This window comes from Actinomadura napierensis (assembly GCF_039529375.1).
Taxonomy (GTDB): domain Bacteria; phylum Actinomycetota; class Actinomycetes; order Streptosporangiales; family Streptosporangiaceae; genus Spirillospora; species Spirillospora napierensis.
Genome location: NZ_BAAAMR010000011.1, coordinates 95,554 through 110,558 on the forward strand (window position 1 = coordinate 95,554; position 15,005 = coordinate 110,558).

At 73.4% G+C, this 15,005-nt stretch carries 15 protein-coding genes; 7 read left to right on the top strand and 8 right to left on the bottom strand.

Features of this window, described 5'->3' with window-relative positions; genetic code table 11:
* Positions 1–52: 52 nt before the first annotated feature.
* From ABD296_RS09175 to ABD296_RS09185, 3 genes are read right to left on the bottom strand one after another with little or no spacing between them, the layout of a single operon-like run.
* Entirely contained in the window at positions 53–784 is a 732-nt protein-coding gene (locus ABD296_RS09175) for a phosphocholine cytidylyltransferase family protein (protein WP_344263604.1), read from the bottom strand.
* The gene (locus ABD296_RS09180) at positions 781–1,392 is read right to left on the bottom strand and encodes a DUF5941 domain-containing protein (protein WP_344263606.1); all 612 of its coding nucleotides are present in this window, start codon (positions 1,390–1,392) and stop codon (positions 781–783) included. Before ABD296_RS09180 ends, ABD296_RS09175 begins: the two co-directional genes overlap by 4 nt.
* Positions 1,389–2,159: a hypothetical protein gene (locus ABD296_RS09185; RefSeq protein ID WP_344263608.1), complete on the bottom strand. Its 771-nt coding sequence runs from the start codon at positions 2,157–2,159 to the stop codon at positions 1,389–1,391. Before ABD296_RS09185 ends, ABD296_RS09180 begins: the two co-directional genes overlap by 4 nt.
* A gap of 103 nt (positions 2,160–2,262) precedes the next feature.
* Here ABD296_RS09185 and ispD point away from each other — a divergent pair, with 103 nt between their 5' ends.
* Together ispD and ABD296_RS09195 are read left to right on the top strand one after the other, a co-directional pair.
* Positions 2,263–2,964 (top strand): 2-C-methyl-D-erythritol 4-phosphate cytidylyltransferase, encoded by a 702-nt coding sequence (gene ispD / locus ABD296_RS09190; protein ID WP_344263610.1) that lies wholly within the window; start codon positions 2,263–2,265, stop codon positions 2,962–2,964.
* Positions 2,961–3,713, top strand: a complete 753-nt coding sequence (locus ABD296_RS09195; protein WP_344263612.1) for a glycerophosphodiester phosphodiesterase — start codon at positions 2,961–2,963, stop codon at positions 3,711–3,713. Before ispD ends, ABD296_RS09195 begins: the two co-directional genes overlap by 4 nt.
* A 49-nt stretch (positions 3,714–3,762) precedes the next feature.
* On the opposite strand, the gene ABD296_RS09200 is transcribed toward ABD296_RS09195, so the two are convergent.
* Both ABD296_RS09200 and ABD296_RS09205 read right to left on the bottom strand, forming a co-directional pair.
* Positions 3,763–4,593: a hypothetical protein gene (locus tag ABD296_RS09200; RefSeq protein WP_344263614.1), complete on the bottom strand. Its 831-nt coding sequence runs from the start codon at positions 4,591–4,593 to the stop codon at positions 3,763–3,765.
* Positions 4,594–4,686: 93 nt separating this feature from the next.
* Entirely contained in the window at positions 4,687–5,754 is a 1,068-nt protein-coding gene (locus tag ABD296_RS09205) for a glycosyltransferase family 2 protein (protein WP_344263616.1), read from the bottom strand.
* A 257-nt stretch (positions 5,755–6,011) separates the two neighbouring features.
* On the opposite strand from ABD296_RS09205, the gene ABD296_RS09210 reads away from it, so the two are divergent.
* The 3 genes from ABD296_RS09210 (at position 6,012) to ABD296_RS09220 (ending at position 9,174) form a co-directional block, all read left to right on the top strand.
* Positions 6,012–7,682: an LCP family protein gene (locus tag ABD296_RS09210; RefSeq protein WP_344263618.1), complete on the top strand. Its 1,671-nt coding sequence runs from the start codon at positions 6,012–6,014 to the stop codon at positions 7,680–7,682.
* A 49-nt stretch (positions 7,683–7,731) separates the two neighbouring features.
* Complete coding sequence (locus tag ABD296_RS09215; RefSeq protein ID WP_344263620.1) at positions 7,732–8,577, top strand: thioesterase family protein; 846 nt, start codon at positions 7,732–7,734, stop codon at positions 8,575–8,577.
* A 102-nt stretch (positions 8,578–8,679) separates the two neighbouring features.
* Positions 8,680–9,174 carry a hypothetical protein gene (locus ABD296_RS09220; RefSeq protein WP_344263622.1) on the top strand — a complete coding sequence of 165 codons (495 nt, stop codon included), beginning with the start codon at positions 8,680–8,682 and terminating at the stop codon, positions 9,172–9,174.
* 78 nt (positions 9,175–9,252) lie between these two features.
* Here the strand turns inward: ABD296_RS09220 and ABD296_RS09225 are convergent, their stop codons facing one another.
* Positions 9,253–10,653, bottom strand: a complete 1,401-nt coding sequence (locus ABD296_RS09225) for a DHA2 family efflux MFS transporter permease subunit (RefSeq protein ID WP_344263624.1) — start codon at positions 10,651–10,653, stop codon at positions 9,253–9,255.
* 100 nt (positions 10,654–10,753) lie between these two features.
* Here ABD296_RS09225 and ABD296_RS09230 point away from each other — a divergent pair, with 100 nt between their 5' ends.
* Entirely contained in the window at positions 10,754–11,686 is a 933-nt protein-coding gene (locus tag ABD296_RS09230) for a sigma-70 family RNA polymerase sigma factor (RefSeq protein ID WP_344263691.1), read from the top strand.
* 12 nt (positions 11,687–11,698) lie between these two features.
* On the opposite strand, the gene ABD296_RS09235 is transcribed toward ABD296_RS09230, so the two are convergent.
* Both ABD296_RS09235 and ABD296_RS09240 read right to left on the bottom strand, forming a co-directional pair.
* The gene (locus tag ABD296_RS09235) at positions 11,699–11,890 is read right to left on the bottom strand and encodes a hypothetical protein (protein ID WP_344263626.1); all 192 of its coding nucleotides are present in this window, start codon (positions 11,888–11,890) and stop codon (positions 11,699–11,701) included.
* Positions 11,891–12,362: 472 nt separating this feature from the next.
* A complete protein-coding gene (locus tag ABD296_RS09240) occupies positions 12,363–13,532 on the bottom strand; it encodes an acyl-CoA dehydrogenase (protein WP_344263628.1) in 1,170 nt (389 codons plus the stop codon).
* Between the two features lie 116 nt (positions 13,533–13,648).
* On the opposite strand from ABD296_RS09240, the gene ABD296_RS09245 reads away from it, so the two are divergent.
* Positions 13,649–14,983, top strand: coding sequence for a UDP-glucose dehydrogenase family protein (locus ABD296_RS09245; RefSeq protein ID WP_344263630.1), 1,335 nt, complete (start codon positions 13,649–13,651; stop codon positions 14,981–14,983).
* Positions 14,984–15,005: the final 22 nt, after the last annotated feature.

Consider the following 15,005-nt stretch of genomic DNA (forward strand, 5'->3'; position numbering starts at 1 on the left):
CAGGGGCATGGGCCTCCTCGCTCGGGTCGTCCCGCGTGTGGCGCCGGCGGCCTCAGTAGGTCTTGGCGATCCGGCGGGCCTTCTCCAGGTCGTCGTGGTTGTCGACCTCGACCCAGTCCACCTCGCCGATCGGCGCGACCGCGATGCGGCCGCCCCGGTTCACCAGCTCCTGGTAGCCGTCCTCGTAGTACTGGTCGGGGTCGCTCTCCCAGGTCGCCTTCAGCGCGTCGGCGAGCGGCTCCGCGGCGGCGGGCTCGATCAGGGTCGCGCCGATGTACTCGCCGTAGGCGGTGGACGGGTCCATCAGCTTGGTGATCGTCTTGAGGTGCTCGCCCTCGTCGAGGACGACCTTCATCTCCTCTTCGGCGAGTGTTTTCACGTTGTCCACGGCCAGGAGGATGTCCGGCCCCCGGTTCGCCAGTAGCGTCTTCTCGACGCCCACCGGATGGACCGTGTCGCCGTTGACCATGAGGACGCCCTTGGAGAAGTGCTCCCGAGCCAGCCACATGGAGTAGGCGTTGTTCCACTCCTCGGCCTTGTCGTTGTGGACGAGCGTGATGGACACGCCGTACCTCTCCTCGAGGGCGGCCTTGCGCTCCTCGACGGCGCCCGCGCGGTAGCCGACGACGATGACCACGTCGGTCAGCCCCACCTCGGCGAGGTTGCCGAGCGCGATGTCCAGGATGGTGGTCTCACCGTCCACCGGGACGAGCGCCTTGGGGAGGGTATCGGTGTACGGCCGCAGCCTCCGGCCCGCGCCCGCCGCCAGCACCATGCCGATCATGCTCGTTCTTCCTCCCAGTCGACCATCACGCCGCTGCCGCGACCGGACCGCGCCCACGTGACGACGCTCTCGCTGCCGAACAGCACACCAAGGTAGGCGGCCAGCGCAGCGTACGCGATCGGAAGGAGCCCGCAGAGGCCCGCGAAGGCCACACAGAGCATCCGGCCGTCCCAGCCGAGGCCGGCGCGGAGGACGAGCCCCCGCGGCCGGACTCCCTGGCGGGAGCGGTACGCGGCGTCGCAGTGGTGGAGCGCGAGGACGGCCGTCAGCACGTAGCCGAGCGGTGCCGTCACTCCTTGCGCGAACCCCAGTACGGCGAGGTAACCATACTCGATCGCGCGGATTATGGGCGGTACGAGCCAGTCCAGCCGTCCGGCGTGCGGGTGGCCCGCGGACGGACCGGCGAGCAGGACCACCACGAACGGGGCCAGCAGCGCGGGCGTCGGCGGGCCGTGCATACCGGCCGCGAGCAGCAGCGCGGTGACGCCGGCGGCCGCGACCGCGGCGGGCAGCGGCGGGAGCCGGCCGCGCGCCGTCCGGCCCAGAACGAGGCACACGGGACCGTCGTCGCGGTGGTCGCCGACCGCGTCCGGCGGGGCGCCGTTCACGGGGCCTCCGACCCGGGTGCGCGCACCGTCCGGGCGAGCGCCGCGCACGCGTGACCGGCCAGGACGAACACGGCCGCGGCCGAGCCCCACAGCAGCAGGACCTCGAAGGTGACCCGCGCGCCCGCGATCCCGGCGGTCACCGCGATCAGCGCGAAGCGCTCGCCGTCCGGGAGCGCGAGCGCCCGCAGCGCGCGGCGCCCGAACTCCTGGCGCGGGCCGCCGGGATGCGTTCGGCGGCCGTGCCGGGACGACGCGTACGCCGCGTCCACCGCGTGCCGGACCGACAGCAGCGCCAGCGCGGCCACGGCCGCCGCCCACGCGTTGCCCTGGAATCCGGGCCCTCCCGGCGCCTCCGCGCCGGCGCCGACCGCCAGGCCCGCGTAGACGGCCGCTTCCTTGGCCAGGCAGAGGACGGCGGCGGGCCACGGCGCGCCGGCCGTACCGGCCACGCAGTCGAGGACGAACGAGGCGTACAGCAGCCCCGCGCCCGCGACCATCCCGGCGTGGGAGCCGGCGGAGAACCAGAGGGCCGCGAGCGCGCCGAGACTGCACGAGATCGCCGACACCGTCGCGGGCGCGATCCCGCGGGAGGCCGCCCAGCGCACCAGGTAGGGCGCGTACCCGCCGACCGCGTACGCCGCGACGAGTCCGTCCCCGCGTTCGGGCTGCGCGCTCTCCTGCGGGGTGGCCTGGTTCTCCTCCACGGCGTCGGCCGCCTCCGGTACGTTGTGGCCGACGGGCCGGTGACGCGGGCGGACCCCGGTCATCGGCGCCTCCGGCGGGATCGAAGCGTACGGATGACTGCCCAGCGTAGCGATTCGGTGACCGCCTGTCGCAGGAACGGCCGGGACCGATCGGTGAAAGGGAGAGATGGCGGCGCGGACGGTTGCGGTGGTGCTCGCCGGCGGGCTCGGCGAGCGCATGGGCGCGGGGCGCCCCAAGCAGCTCATCGAGGTCGGCGGCCGCCCGATCCTGGCGCACGCGGTCGCCGCGTTCGACGCCCATCCCGGCATCGACGAGGTGCTGGTGGTGATGGCCGCCGGGCACCTGCGCGAGGCCGGCGTGATCGCCGCCCCGTTCCGCAGCGTGACGGGCGTGGTCGAGGGCGGCGCCACCCGCACCGCCTCGACGGTCGCCGCGCTGCGCGTCCTGGAGCAGCACCCCGGCGACGCCCGCGTGCTGTTCCACGACGCCGCGCGCCCGTTCGTGGAGGCCCCGGTGATCGACCGGGTCCTGGCGGCGCTGGACGGCCACGACGCCGTCGCGGTCGGCGTGCCGTCACCGGACACGATCGTGGTGGTCGAGGACGGCGTCGTCGCCTCCATGCCGCCGCGCGAGACCATGAGCCGCTTCCAGACCCCGCAGGGCTTCCGGCTCGGCACCCTCCGCAAGGCGTACGAGCTGGCGCTCGCCGATCCGGCGCTGCGCGCCACCGACGACTGCGGGATCGTCCACCGCTACCTGCCCGACGTTCCGATCCGCGTGGTCGAGGGCAGCGAGCGCAACCTGAAGGTCACCCAGCCGCTCGACGCCGTCGTCGCCGAGCATCTCGCCACCGAGGACCCGCCTTGATCTTCGAGAAGTCCCCCGCCGTCATCGGCCACCGCGGTCTCGGCTCGGGCGACCGCACGCCGCCCGGCGGCGCGCCGCCGGTCGCGGAGAACACCCTGCCGTCCCTGCTCGCGGCCGTCGACGCGGGCCTCGGCTGGGTCGAGATCGACGTGACCCGCACCGCCGACGACCACCTCGTCCTGCGGCACGACCCGACCGTCGAGGGCGGCGACCACATCGTGGACATGCCGGCCGACGCCAGCGGCCTGCCGCTGCTCACCGAGATCTTCGACGCGCTGCCCGCCGACGTCGCGGTCGACGTCGACGTCAAGACCGTGCTGGAGGACGCGGTGGCCGCCCCGTCCCGCCGGACGGGCGCGCTGCTGCTGCCGGTGCTGAAGCGCGAGGCGCGGCGGCGCCGGCTGCTGGTCACCTCGTTCGACCCGGCGCTGCTGGTGTTCCTGCGCGACGAGCTGCCGGACGTCCCGCTGGGCCTGCTGACCTGGCTGCGGTTCCCGATGTGGCATGCCGTCCCGGCGGCGGCGGGCCTGAACCTGCAGGCCATCGCCGTGCACACCGGCTCGTGCGGGTTCGAGCACCCCGACGGCCGGCTGCGCCCGCTCGACCACTGCGTGGACGTCGCGCACCAGGCGGGCCTGGACGTGATCGCCTGGTGCCCGGCCGCCGACCGCGCCTCCGACTACGCGGCCGCGGGCGTCGACGCCATGGTCGTCAACGACGTCCCCGGCGTCCTCACCGCCCTGGCCTGACCGGGCACTCCTCGGACAAGGGACCACCACCCCGACCTGCCTTGACGGGTCAGCGGTCGCCGCGGAGGTCGTCGCCGCCGTACATCTGCGTCCACTCGCCGACGCCCTCGCCGGAGCCGCCGCCCTGCGCCGGTGGTTTGCCTTCTTCGTCGAACGGGACGGCGCCGAACGCGGGGCGCGACGGCGAGCGCGGCTGGCCGGGGGGCGGCTCGGACGGGGCGGGCGGCCGTGCGGCGCCCTGCCCGTACCGGCCGCCGCTCGGCTGGGCCCCGGGCCCGTACTGCGGCTGCGCGGGCGGCTGCTGCCCGTACTGCGGCGGGCGTCCCCACGGGGTGTCCTGTGCGGGCGCCTGAGGCGCGCCCATCGGCATCGGGGCGCCAGCAGCGGGCGGGGGCGCCGGAGCGGGCGGCGGCCCGCCGTAGCGCGGTGCTCGGGCGCCGGAGGTACGGGCCCGCCACCGGGACGGCGGCACCGACGCCGCGATCAGCGCCACGCCGAGGAGGAAGAACACGCCGAGCGTGGCGACGTTCATGTAGCCCAAGGTGGGCGTGCGGGGCAACGACTCCTTCACCGTGTTCCGCACCGCCCAGGTGGGGTCGACGATCCAGAGCACGCCGACCGCCGTGAAGACGACGCCGGGGATCAGGGAGGCGACCGGCGAGAGCCGGGACCCCACCACGAGCCCGAGCACGACCGCGGCCGCGAGAAGGAGCGCGGCCCCGATCCACAGCTGGCTTCCGTGGTAGTTGCGGAAGTTGTAGGCGCCGTACCGGGAGGCCTGGGACATCTTGTACGTGCCGGCCGTCAGGCACAGCGAGACCACCGCGGTCGCGATGATCCCCACCACCACGCCTATGCCGTGGCGTGCGCCGTTGGACATGGCCACCTCCTCGCGGGTGCGATCAGGTCGAACCTAACCCTCAGACGTGCGCAAACGCACCAGGGTTCGCAGGAGGTTGGCCGAAATCCGCCGTTACACGATGGGATCGCCAGGTTTGGCGGGGTTCGGCTGGCCGAGCCGCGGCGGGCTGGTCAGGAACCCGATCCCCCAGGTCACGTGCATGGTCGCGAAGACCAGCGGGAGCCGGATCCAGGCGGACGGCGGCAGCCCGCGGCCCTCCACGGCGGCGCCGCCGACCATCGCGGCCGCGTACCCGGCGGGCAGGATCCAGCCGGGCCAGAACCCGAACGCCCCGGCGACCACGCCCGCGGTCATCGCGACCACGGCGATCGGCGGCGCGAGGTAGCGCAGGTTGAGCGTGCCCTGGTGCTCGCGGCCGACGACGCGGCGCCAGCGCCCGGTGTGGAAGTACTGCTTGGCGAGGGCCCGCAGGTTGGGCCGCGGGCGGTAGGTGACGCGCATCCGCGGGGTGAAGAAGATCCGCCCGCCGGTCTGCCGGATGCGGTGGTTCATCTCCCAGTCCTGGGCGCGGGTGAAGGTCTCGTCGTAGCCGCCGACCCGCTCCAGCGCGCTGCGCCGGAACGTGCCGAGGTAGACCGTCTCGACCTCGCCGGCCTCGCCGCCGGTGTGGAAGCGGGCGTTGCCGACGCCGATCCGGGACGTCATGGCGCGGGCGACGGCCTTCTCGAACGGCGTCACGCCCTCGGCGGCCATGATCCCGCCGACGTTGTCGGCGCCGGTCTCCTCCATCGTCTCGACCGCGGCGCGGACGTAGTCGGGCGGCAGCAGCGAGTGCCCGTCCACCCGGACGATGATCGAGTACTGGGACGCCTTGATCGCGATGTTGAGGCCCTGCGGGGTGCGTCCGGTCGGGTTGGCGACCACGACGATGCGCGGGTCCTCGCGGGCGAGCCCGCGGGCGATCTCCTCGGTGCGGTCGCGGGACGGCCCGACGGCGAGGACGAGCTCCATCTCGCCGGGGTAGTCCTGGGACATGATGCGCCGGACGGAGTCGGTCAGGTGGCGCTGCTCGTTGAGGACCGGCATGACCACCGACACCGCGGGCCAGGTGCGCTCGCCGCCGGTGCGCTTGCGCGTTCCGTGCCGGGTCGTGTGCTGGGCGTGGGGAGACGGATTCATGTGGGCTCGCGGGCGCACCTCGGCCGTGGCGACGGGGTGCCGCGACCGGAGGGAGGCCCCCCTTCCTCTCTCTCGCTTGCTTGTCTGACGCAGCCCACGCCACCCAGGTTTGCGTGCGGGCCGCCGGGGTGTGGTCAAGACGGCGCCACGTTACTGCAAGGACACGACGTCCAGGTAGCGAACGGACGGGTGTTCCCCACTTTAGAGTGGTGGGGACCCACGCGAGAACGAGGTCTTTTCGGGAGGCGGGCGTCGGCATGGCAGACGGGCACGACTCGGGTCGCGGCGACGCCGATCCGCTGGAGCGCTACTTCCGGCCCCGCCCGGCGGGCGGGGCGGCGGACGGCCCCGCCGACGACGGCGACATCGAGGGCGTCACCATCGAGGGGATGCCCGCGCCGCGGGTGAAGGTGGACGGCCCGCCCGGGCCGCGCCGCCCGGGCCGCCGGATCAGCCCGCGCGCGGCGATGAGCGCCCGCCGGCAGAAGCGGTTCCTCACCCTGACCGGGACGATGTCGGCGTTCGTGCTGCTGACCTCGGGCGGCGCGTGGGCGTTCCAGAACTACGTGACGGGCGCGATCGACAAGGTCCGCGTCGGCGGGCTCGGCAAGGGCAAGGACGGCCCGAAGGGCGCGATGACGATCCTGGTCGCCGGGGTCGACCGGCGCGAGGGGCTGACGAGGGCGCAGCAGAAGGCGGCGAAGCTCGGCCACGACGCGGGCGAGCGCTCCGACACGATGGAACTGGTGCACGTCTCCCGCGACCACGACCGGGTGTCGATCGTGAGCCTGCCGCGCGACTCCTACGTGACGATCCCGGCGCACAGGTCGAACGGGTCGGAGGGGGCGAAGGGGCAGCAGGTCCCGGCCCGTCCGGGCAAGCTGACGTGGGCGTACCAGTTCGGCGGGCCCGACCTCACGGTGGCGACGATCAAGCGCGCCACCGGCGTGTCGATCGACCACTACATCGAGGTGAACTTCTACGGGTTCGTCAACATGGTGAACGCGCTCGGCGGCGTGGACGTCTGCACCGAGCAGCCGATCGACGACCCGAAGAGCGGGCTGAAGCTGCCGCGCGGCACCTCGCACGTGGACGGCCTGAAGGCGCTCGGGTTCGCCCGCGCCCGCTACACCCTGACGGGCGGCACCGACCTCGGCCGGATCGACCGGCAGCAGCGGTTCATGGCGTCGATGATGAAGCAGGCGCTGTCGTCGAAGACGCTGAGCGACCCGGTGAAGTCGACGAAGTTCCTGAACGCGGCGCTGAAGTCGCTGCGCGTCGACCCGGACCTCGCCAAGGGCCTGCCGAAGCTGGCCGACCAGATGAAGGACCTGTCCACCGACAGCCTGACGTTCGCGAACGTGCCGCTGGCCAATCCGGGCTACAACGCGCTGCTGTGGAACTCGCCTTCGCCGCAGTCGACCGTCCAGTGGGACCAGGCGGAGGCGAACGACCTGTTCGGCCGGATCCGGCAGGACAAGCCGCTGAGCGAGCCGAAGAAGACGCCGAAGCCGAGCGCGTCGCCGTCGAAGACGGCCTCGGACGGGCCGACGGTGCCGCCGGACGACATCCATGTCCGCGTCCTCAACGCGATCGGCACGCGGGGGCTGGCGACGCGCGCGGGCTCGCAGCTGACCAAGGACGGTTTCCACGTCACGGTCGTGCCGGGCGTCGCGCGGCGCGGGCTCCAGCGGACGCAGATCCAGTACGGCCCGGGCCGCGAGGACTCGGCGAAGACCCTGGCGGCGGCGATCCCGAACGCCAAGCTGAAGGAGGTCGCCTCGCTGGGGTCGCGGGTGCAGGTGATGGTGGGCGGCGACTGGGACGGGGTGGAGAAGGTGAGGGTCGCCTCGCCGTCGCCGAGCGCGTCGCCGGCGTCGGAAGCGGCGCTGGACACCGGGACCGCGACCGAGAAGCTCTGCCGCTGACGCTCTAGAATGCCGTTCTAGGACGGAGTCCGCGGAGAGGAGCACGGCGGTGGACGGTGACATCCCGGAGGCGTTCTACGAGCCGCTCGGCCCCGGCCGGGCGGCCGGCGAGGGGGCAGGCGGCGAGCGGGCGGGCGGCGAGCGGTTCGCGAGCACCCGCGCGACGGCCGGCCCGTGGTCGCCGTCGCTGCAGCACGCCGGCCCTGTCGCCGGACTGATGGGGCGGGCCTTCGAGCGCACCGAGCCGATGCCGGGCACCCGGATCGCCCGGGTCACGATGGAGATCCTGTCCCCCGTCCCGGTCGCCGAACTGGAGATCACCACGCGGGTCGTCCGCCCGGGCCGCCGGATCGCGCTGCTCGAAGGCGAGATGGCCCACGAAGGGCGGACGGTCGTGCGGGCCACCGCCTGGCGGATCCGCAGGGCGCCCGCGGAGGTCCCCGGCACGGTGCACGCGCCCGCCCCGCCGCCGCTCCCCGACGCGCGCAAGGCGTTCACGACGACCGGTCTGCACACGCACGGCTACCTGTCCGCGATGGAGTGGCGGCCCGTCGAGGGCTCGTTCTTCCAGCCGGGCCCGGGGACGACCTGGGCCCGCTCCCGCGTCCCGCTGGTCGCGGGCGAGCCGGACACGCCGCTGGTGCGCGCCCTGGTGGTGGCCGACAGCGCGTCCGGGGTCGGCAGCCAGCTCGACGTGTCCAAGTGGCTGATCGTCAACACCGACCTCACCGTCGCCCTGCACCGCGACCCGGTCGGCGAGTGGCTGTGCATGGCCGCGTCGCTGAGCGTGTCCCCGGAGGGCGGGGCGCTGTGCGAGGCGACGCTCGCCGACGGTGACGGAGAGTTCGGCCGCGTGCTGCAGACCATGATCGTGGACGAGCTGCCCGCCTCCTGACCTGGCACTACAGCAGGCCCGCGGCGCGGCGGCGGATTCTTGATCGACTACTCTGGGTAGCGATAGGCATGCACAGAGAAGTCACCGTCAGGAGTCCACAGGATGTCGACAAGGTTTCTCGGCCTGATCACCACGACCGCCGTCGCCGCGCTCGCCGTCGGCGGCTGCGCCGCGCAGACGCACGCCCGGCTCACCGCAGCGGAGGAGCCCGTACCGTCCCCGAGCGCCTCGGCCGCCTCGCCGGACGCCGCCTCGCCCTCGCCGTCGGCGAGCCCGTCCGGCAAGGCGCCGAAGGGCAGGAAGAGCGCCGCGAAGGACGGCACGGACCTGCAGGCCTGCCACGACGCCGACTGCGAGGTCGAGGTCGCCAACGGGCAGACGATCCCGCTCGACCCGAAGTACGGCCTGGACGGCATCGACGTCCGCACCGAGGGCCCGCGGGTGATCTTCACCGCGCAGGGCCGCGACAGCAAGATGGTCACCTCGATGGACGCCTCCTGGACCGGTTCCAGCTCGTCCTCGACCGTCAACGGCCTCACCTTCCGCCCGCGCATGACGAAGGACGGCAAGGTCATCGTCAAGATCACCCACAGCTGACCGGCCACGGCGGCGGCGGCGGTCACCGACCTCGGCGACCGCCGCCTCGGCTGCGATCCCCCGGCGCCTTCCGGGGGTTCAGCGGTTCGACGTGAGCACGGGCTCGGCGGGTGCGGGGGCGGCGGCGGCCTTCCGGCCCGGGACGGCCAGGGCGGCGAAGGCGCCCGCGAGCGAGAGGGCGGCGCTGACCGCGATCGCCGCGGCGAATCCGTCGGAGAAGGGCGCGGGTCCCGCGTAACTGCCCGCCCCGCCGAACGCCAGGGCCAGCACCGCGACGCCGAACACCCCGCCCAGCTGCCGCCCGGTGTTGAACACGCCGGACGCCTTGCCGATCTGCTGCGGCGCGACCGCGTTGAGCACGGCCGCCTGGGCCGCGGGCATCGCCATGCTCACTCCGGCGCCGGCGATGAGCATCGGCGCGACCAGCTGCCAGTACGGCACGGACGGCGTGGCGGCGAGCGCGAGCCAGCCCATGCCGGCCGCCTGCAAGGCCAGTCCGAGCGCGGCCGGCGGCCGGGCCCCGGTCCGGTTCACCAGGCGCCCCGCCACCGGCGCGACGACCGTCACGGACGCCGTCCAGGCGAGCAGGTGCAGGCCGGCCTCCAGCGGCGTGTCGCCCCGCGCGGTCTGGAAGTACTGCGCCGCGAAGAACAGAGACCCATAGAGCGACGCGTACATGAACACCCCTGTGGCGTTGCCCGCCGCGAAACCGCGCAGCCGGAACAGCTCCAGCGGCACCATCGGCCGCCGGGCGGCCCGCTGCCAGGCCACGAAGGCGACACCGCAGACCGCGCCCGCGACCAGCGTGCCCACGACCTCGGCGCTGCCCCATCCGGCGGCGTCCGAGCGGATCAGCCCCCACACCAGCCCGAGCGCGGCGCCGGTCGCCAGCAGCAGCCCGCCGGCGTCCACGCCCTCCCCGCCGCCGCGGCTCTCCGGGACGCGGCGCAGCACCAGCGGGATGACGGCCAGCCCGATCGGCAGGTTGAGCCAGAAGATCCACTCCCAGGCGAGCCCCTGGGTGACGGCGCCGCCGACCACGGGCCCGCCGACCACCGCGAGCCCGGTGAGCCCGGCGAACAGGCCCAGCGCCTTAGGCCGGTCCGGCGGTGGGTAGGCGGCGCTGAGCAGCGCCATCGCCAGCGGCATCACCAGCGCCGCGCCGGTGCCCTGCACCGCCCGCGCCGCGATCAGCCAGCCCACGTCCGGGGCGAGCGCGCAGGCCACCGAGGCGGCCGTGAACAGCGCCAGCCCGGCCGTGAAGACCGTCCGCCGCCCGAACCGGTCGCCCAGCACGGCGCCGGTCATCAACAGGACGGCAAAGCTCAGGCTGTAGGCGTTCACCGTCCATTCGAGCTGTTCCATCGAGGTGCCGAGATCCAGCCGGATCCGGCTCAACGCCGTCGTCACCACGGTGGCGTCCAGCGCCACCATCACCGAGGCCGCCGAGGTGAGCCCCAGAACCCATTTCCTGTTCATACCTGTACCGACCGGCGGCCCCGCGGAATCGACCGGGCGCGACCCGATGAATCCGGCGGCCTCGCGGGTCTGTACAAGAAAGGAGGTGTATCGGTTGACCGTGATCGAACAGCCGCATGACGAGTTCGTCCGACTGACCGGGCCGTTCCGGCGGGAACTGCTCACCCACTGCTACCGGATGCTGGGGTCGGTGCAGGACGCCGAGGACCTCGTGCAGGAGACCTACCTGCGCGCCTGGCGGTCGTACCAGGACTTCGAGGGCCGCGCCTCGATGCGCACCTGGCTCTACCGCATCGCCACCAACGCCTGCCTCAACGCGCTGCGGCACGGGAGCCGCCGGGTGCTGCCGGCCGGGCTCGGCGGCCCGTCCACCGACCCGAACGCGCTGGACCCGCGCGATCCGGAGATCCCGTGGCTGGAGCCGATCGCCGACGAGCAGGCCGACCCGGCGGCCATCGTGGCCGGACGGGCCGGGCTGCGACTGGCGCTCATCGCGGCGCTGCAGCACCTGCCCGCGCAGCAGCGGACGGTGCTCATCCTGCGGGACGTGCTGGCCTGGTCGGCGGAGGAGACCGCCGACGCGCTCGGCCTCACCGCGACCGCGGTGAACAGCACGCTGCAGCGCGCCCGGGCCCGCCTGGACCGGCTGGAACCGGCCGCCGACGAGATCGCCGAGCCGGCCGAGCCGGAGCGCCGCGACCTGCTCGACCGGTACGCCGACGCCTTCGAGCGGGCCGACATCGACGCGCTGGCCCGGCTGCTGACCGAGGACGCGGTCTGGGAGATGCCGCCCAACCCGTCGTGGTTCGCCGGTCGCGACAGCGTCCTCCGGCTGCTGGAGGCCCGGCTGCGCGGCGCCCGGACACGCCTCGTCCCCGTCCGGGCCAACGGGCAGCCCGGTTTCGCGATGTACAAGGACGGCGAGGCCTTCGCGATCCAGGTCGTCACCTTGCGCGGCCAGGCCATCGCCGCCGTGACCGCCTTCCACGACAGCGCGCTGGTCGAGCGCTTCGGCCTCCCCGCCCGGCTGTGAACCGCCGCCGGATCAGACGGCGGACGGGTCCGCTGCGAGGCCGCGCAGCCCTTCGGCGATCGGGACGATGCGCGGATCGTCCTCGCGGCCGTGGGAGACCGCCTGCGCGAGGGCCAGGAGTTCGGCGGCGGGCAGCAGCGCCCGCCGCCGGTCCGGGTCCCGCAGCCACAGCCGGAGCGGTTTCTGCCCGCGCTGCCAGGCCACCAGGCAGGGGCAGCAGTTCCGGGCCGCGCAGAAGGGACCACCGGCGGGATCGGCGCGATGTTCCGCAGGAGGTAAGGGAGGCGGAGGTGGCGCCGGATCTGCGCCATGTCCGGCTGCTCGCCTCGGCGGAGGGCCCTGCGCAGCGCCACCGTCCCGGCGCCGGTGGCCCAGGAGACCAGCGCCCCCGTGCCCATGCCGGCCGCCAGCGGCGACAGGGCGAGCGCACCGGTGGCGTCGAGCATCAACGCGACGGACGCGAAGATCAGGGCCACCAGCAGGTCGACGGAGCCGAGGACGAACGCGCCGGTCATGGGGCGGGCGAGCCGGTCGGCGAGTTCCGCCTGCTGGCCTTCGACGGGTGGGGTCACCGGGCGAAGCTAGCCGGAGGCTACGGGCGCCCACGCGAATCGGTGATAACGGACGCGCCCCCGGTCCGGGTATCGGACGCGGGGGCGCGGTCGTGCTCCGCCGGCTATTTGAGGAGCTGGCGGGCGATGACCATCCGCTGGATCTGGTTGGTCCCCTCATAGATCTGGGTGATCTTGGCGTCGCGCATCATCCGCTCCACCGGGAACTCCCGCGTGTACCCGTACCCGCCCAGCAGCTGCACGGCGTCGGTGGTGACGTCCATCGCCACATCCGAGGCCAGCGCCTTACACGCCGACGACACGAACGTCAGATCCGGGATCTTCTCACCGTGCATCGCCCGCTCGGACTTGACCGCTGCGTGGTAGGTCAGCTGCCGTGCGCCCTCCAACCGCATCGCCATGTCCGCCAGCATGAACTGCACACCCTGGAAATCACCGATCGGCTTGCCGAACTGGCGGCGTTCCTTGACGTAGCCGATCGCGAAGTCCAGCGCGCCCTGGGCGATGCCCAGCGCCTGCGCGGCGATGGTGATGCGGGTGTGGTCCAAGGTGGCCAGCGCCGTCTTGAACCCCGTGCCCTCCGCGCCGATGATCCGATCACCGGGGATCCGCACGTCCTCCAGGATCACCTGCCGGGTCGGGGAACCCTTGATCCCCAGCTTGCGCTCCTTGGGCCCGAACGACACCCCCGGATCGGACTTCTCCACCACAAAAGCCGAGATTCCCCGCGCCCCGGCGGACGGGTCGGTGACCGCCATCACCGTGTAGTACTCCGACACGCCTGCATTGGTGATCCACATCTTCGCGCCGTTCAACACCCACGCGTCACCATCACGCACCGCACGGGTCTTCATGCCCGCCGCGTCCGAGCCGGCGTCGGCCTCCGACAGGGCATAGGAGAACATCGCCTCACCGCGCGCCACCGGCCCCAGGTACTTGCGCTTGAGCTCCTCCGACCCCGACAGCAGCACCGGAACCGTGCCCAGCTTGTTCACCGCCGGGATCAACGACGACGACGCACACGCCCGCGCGACCTCCTCGATCACGATCACCGTCGCCAGCGCATCCGCCCCCGCACCCCCATACGACTCGGGCACGTGCACCGCGTGCAGCTCGTTGGCGACCAGCGCGTCCAGGGCCTCCTGCGGGAAACGCGACTCCTCGTCCACCTCCGCCGCGAACGGCGCGATCTTGGCATCCGCCAGCTCACGCACCGTCGCCCGCAGCAGCTCCTGCTCCTCCGACGGCGCGTACACGGGAAAGTCATGGCTCATACCGCAGATGCTACCGGCCAGTAGACTGCGCTCGGCCGCCGCCGGTACCCGGGCGCGCTTCGGGGAAGGTTCACTAGGGCCTGAGGACGGCGGCAGCGAACCGGAAGGAGCCCGCCTTGACCCAGCGGCTGACGGTCATCGGAACCGGTTACCTCGGCGCCACGCACGCGGCCTGCATGGCCGACCTGGGCTTCGAGGTGCTCGGCCTGGACGCCGACGCGGCCAGGATCGCCCGGCTCGCGGCCGGGGACCTGCCGTTCTACGAACCCGGGCTGGAGCCCGTGCTGCGCCGGGGCCTGGAGAGCGGGCGGCTGCGGTTCACCACGTCCTACGAGGAGGCCGCCGAGTTCGGCGACGTCCACTTCCTGTGCGTCGGGACCCCGCAGAAGGCCGGTGAGTACGCCGCCGACCTCACCTACGTGGACGCCGCGATCGGCGAGCTGGCGCCGCTGCTGCACCGGCCCTGCGTGATCGTCGGCAAGTCGACGGTGCCGGTCGGGACGGCCGCGCGGCTGGCCGAGACGGTCGCGAAGGCCGCGCCGGTGGGCGGCGACGCCGTGCTGGCGTGGAACCCCGAGTTCCTGCGCGAGGGGTTCGCCGTCGAGGACACCCTGCGCCCGGACCGGATCGTCGCCGGGCTGCCCGCCGAGCAGGGCGCCGCCGAGCACGCCGAGAAGGTGCTCCGCGAGATCTACCGGACGATGATCGCCGACGGCACGCCGTTCATCACCGCCGACTACGCGACCGCCGAGCTGGTCAAGGTGTCGGCGAACGCGTTCCTGGCCACCAAGATCTCCTTCATCAACGCGATGGCGGAGGTCTGCGAGGCAGCGCACGCGGACGTGACCAAGCTGTCCGAGGCGCTGTCGTACGACGACCGGATCGGCGGCCGGTTCCTCGGCCCCGGCCTCGGGTTCGGCGGCGGCTGCCTGCCCAAGGACATCCGCGCGTTCATGGCCCGCGCCGGCGAGCTGGGCGCCGACCAGGCGCTGACGTTCCTGCGCGAGGTCGACGAGATCAACATCCGGCGCCGCATCCGGATGGTGGACCTCGCCCGGCAGCTGCTCGGCGGCTCGTTCGCCGACCGGACGGTCGGGGTGCTCGGCGCGGCGTTCAAGCCGAACTCCGACGACGTGCGCGACTCGCCCGCCCTGGACGTGGCGGCGTCCATCCGCGCGCAGGGCGGGAAGGTAACCGTCTACGACCCGCGCGCGATGGACAACGCCCGCCGCGCCCAGCCGTCCCTGGATTTCGGCTCGTCCGCGCTGGACGCCGTCCACGGCGCGCACGTCGTGCTGCTCCTGACCGAATGGCAGGAGTTCCGCGACATGGACCCGACGGCGGTCGCGCGGGTCGTGGCCGAGCGCAACATCGTGGATGGCCGCAACGCCCTCGATCCCGAACGCTGGCGCGCCGCGTCCTGGAACTACCGCGCCCTAGGCCGCCCCTGACGAGCGCGGGAACGATCGGCGG

Coding starts and splice junctions, on each gene's coding strand:
- ABD296_RS09175 (WP_344263604.1), bottom strand. CDS start 784: ATGATCGGCATGGTGCTGGCGGCGGGCGCGGGCCGGAGGCTGCGGCCG.
- ABD296_RS09240 (WP_344263628.1), bottom strand. CDS start 13,532: ATGAGCCATGACTTTCCCGTGTACGCGCCGTCGGAGGAGCAGGAGCTG.
- ABD296_RS09220 (WP_344263622.1), top strand. CDS start 8,680: ATGTCGACAAGGTTTCTCGGCCTGATCACCACGACCGCCGTCGCCGCG.
- ABD296_RS09210 (WP_344263618.1), top strand. CDS start 6,012: ATGGCAGACGGGCACGACTCGGGTCGCGGCGACGCCGATCCGCTGGAG.
- ispD (WP_344263610.1), top strand. CDS start 2,263: ATGGCGGCGCGGACGGTTGCGGTGGTGCTCGCCGGCGGGCTCGGCGAG.
- ABD296_RS09225 (WP_344263624.1), bottom strand. CDS start 10,653: ATGAACAGGAAATGGGTTCTGGGGCTCACCTCGGCGGCCTCGGTGATG.
- ABD296_RS09205 (WP_344263616.1), bottom strand. CDS start 5,754: ATGAATCCGTCTCCCCACGCCCAGCACACGACCCGGCACGGAACGCGC.
- ABD296_RS09200 (WP_344263614.1), bottom strand. CDS start 4,593: ATGTCCAACGGCGCACGCCACGGCATAGGCGTGGTGGTGGGGATCATC.
- ABD296_RS09185 (WP_344263608.1), bottom strand. CDS start 2,159: ATGACCGGGGTCCGCCCGCGTCACCGGCCCGTCGGCCACAACGTACCG.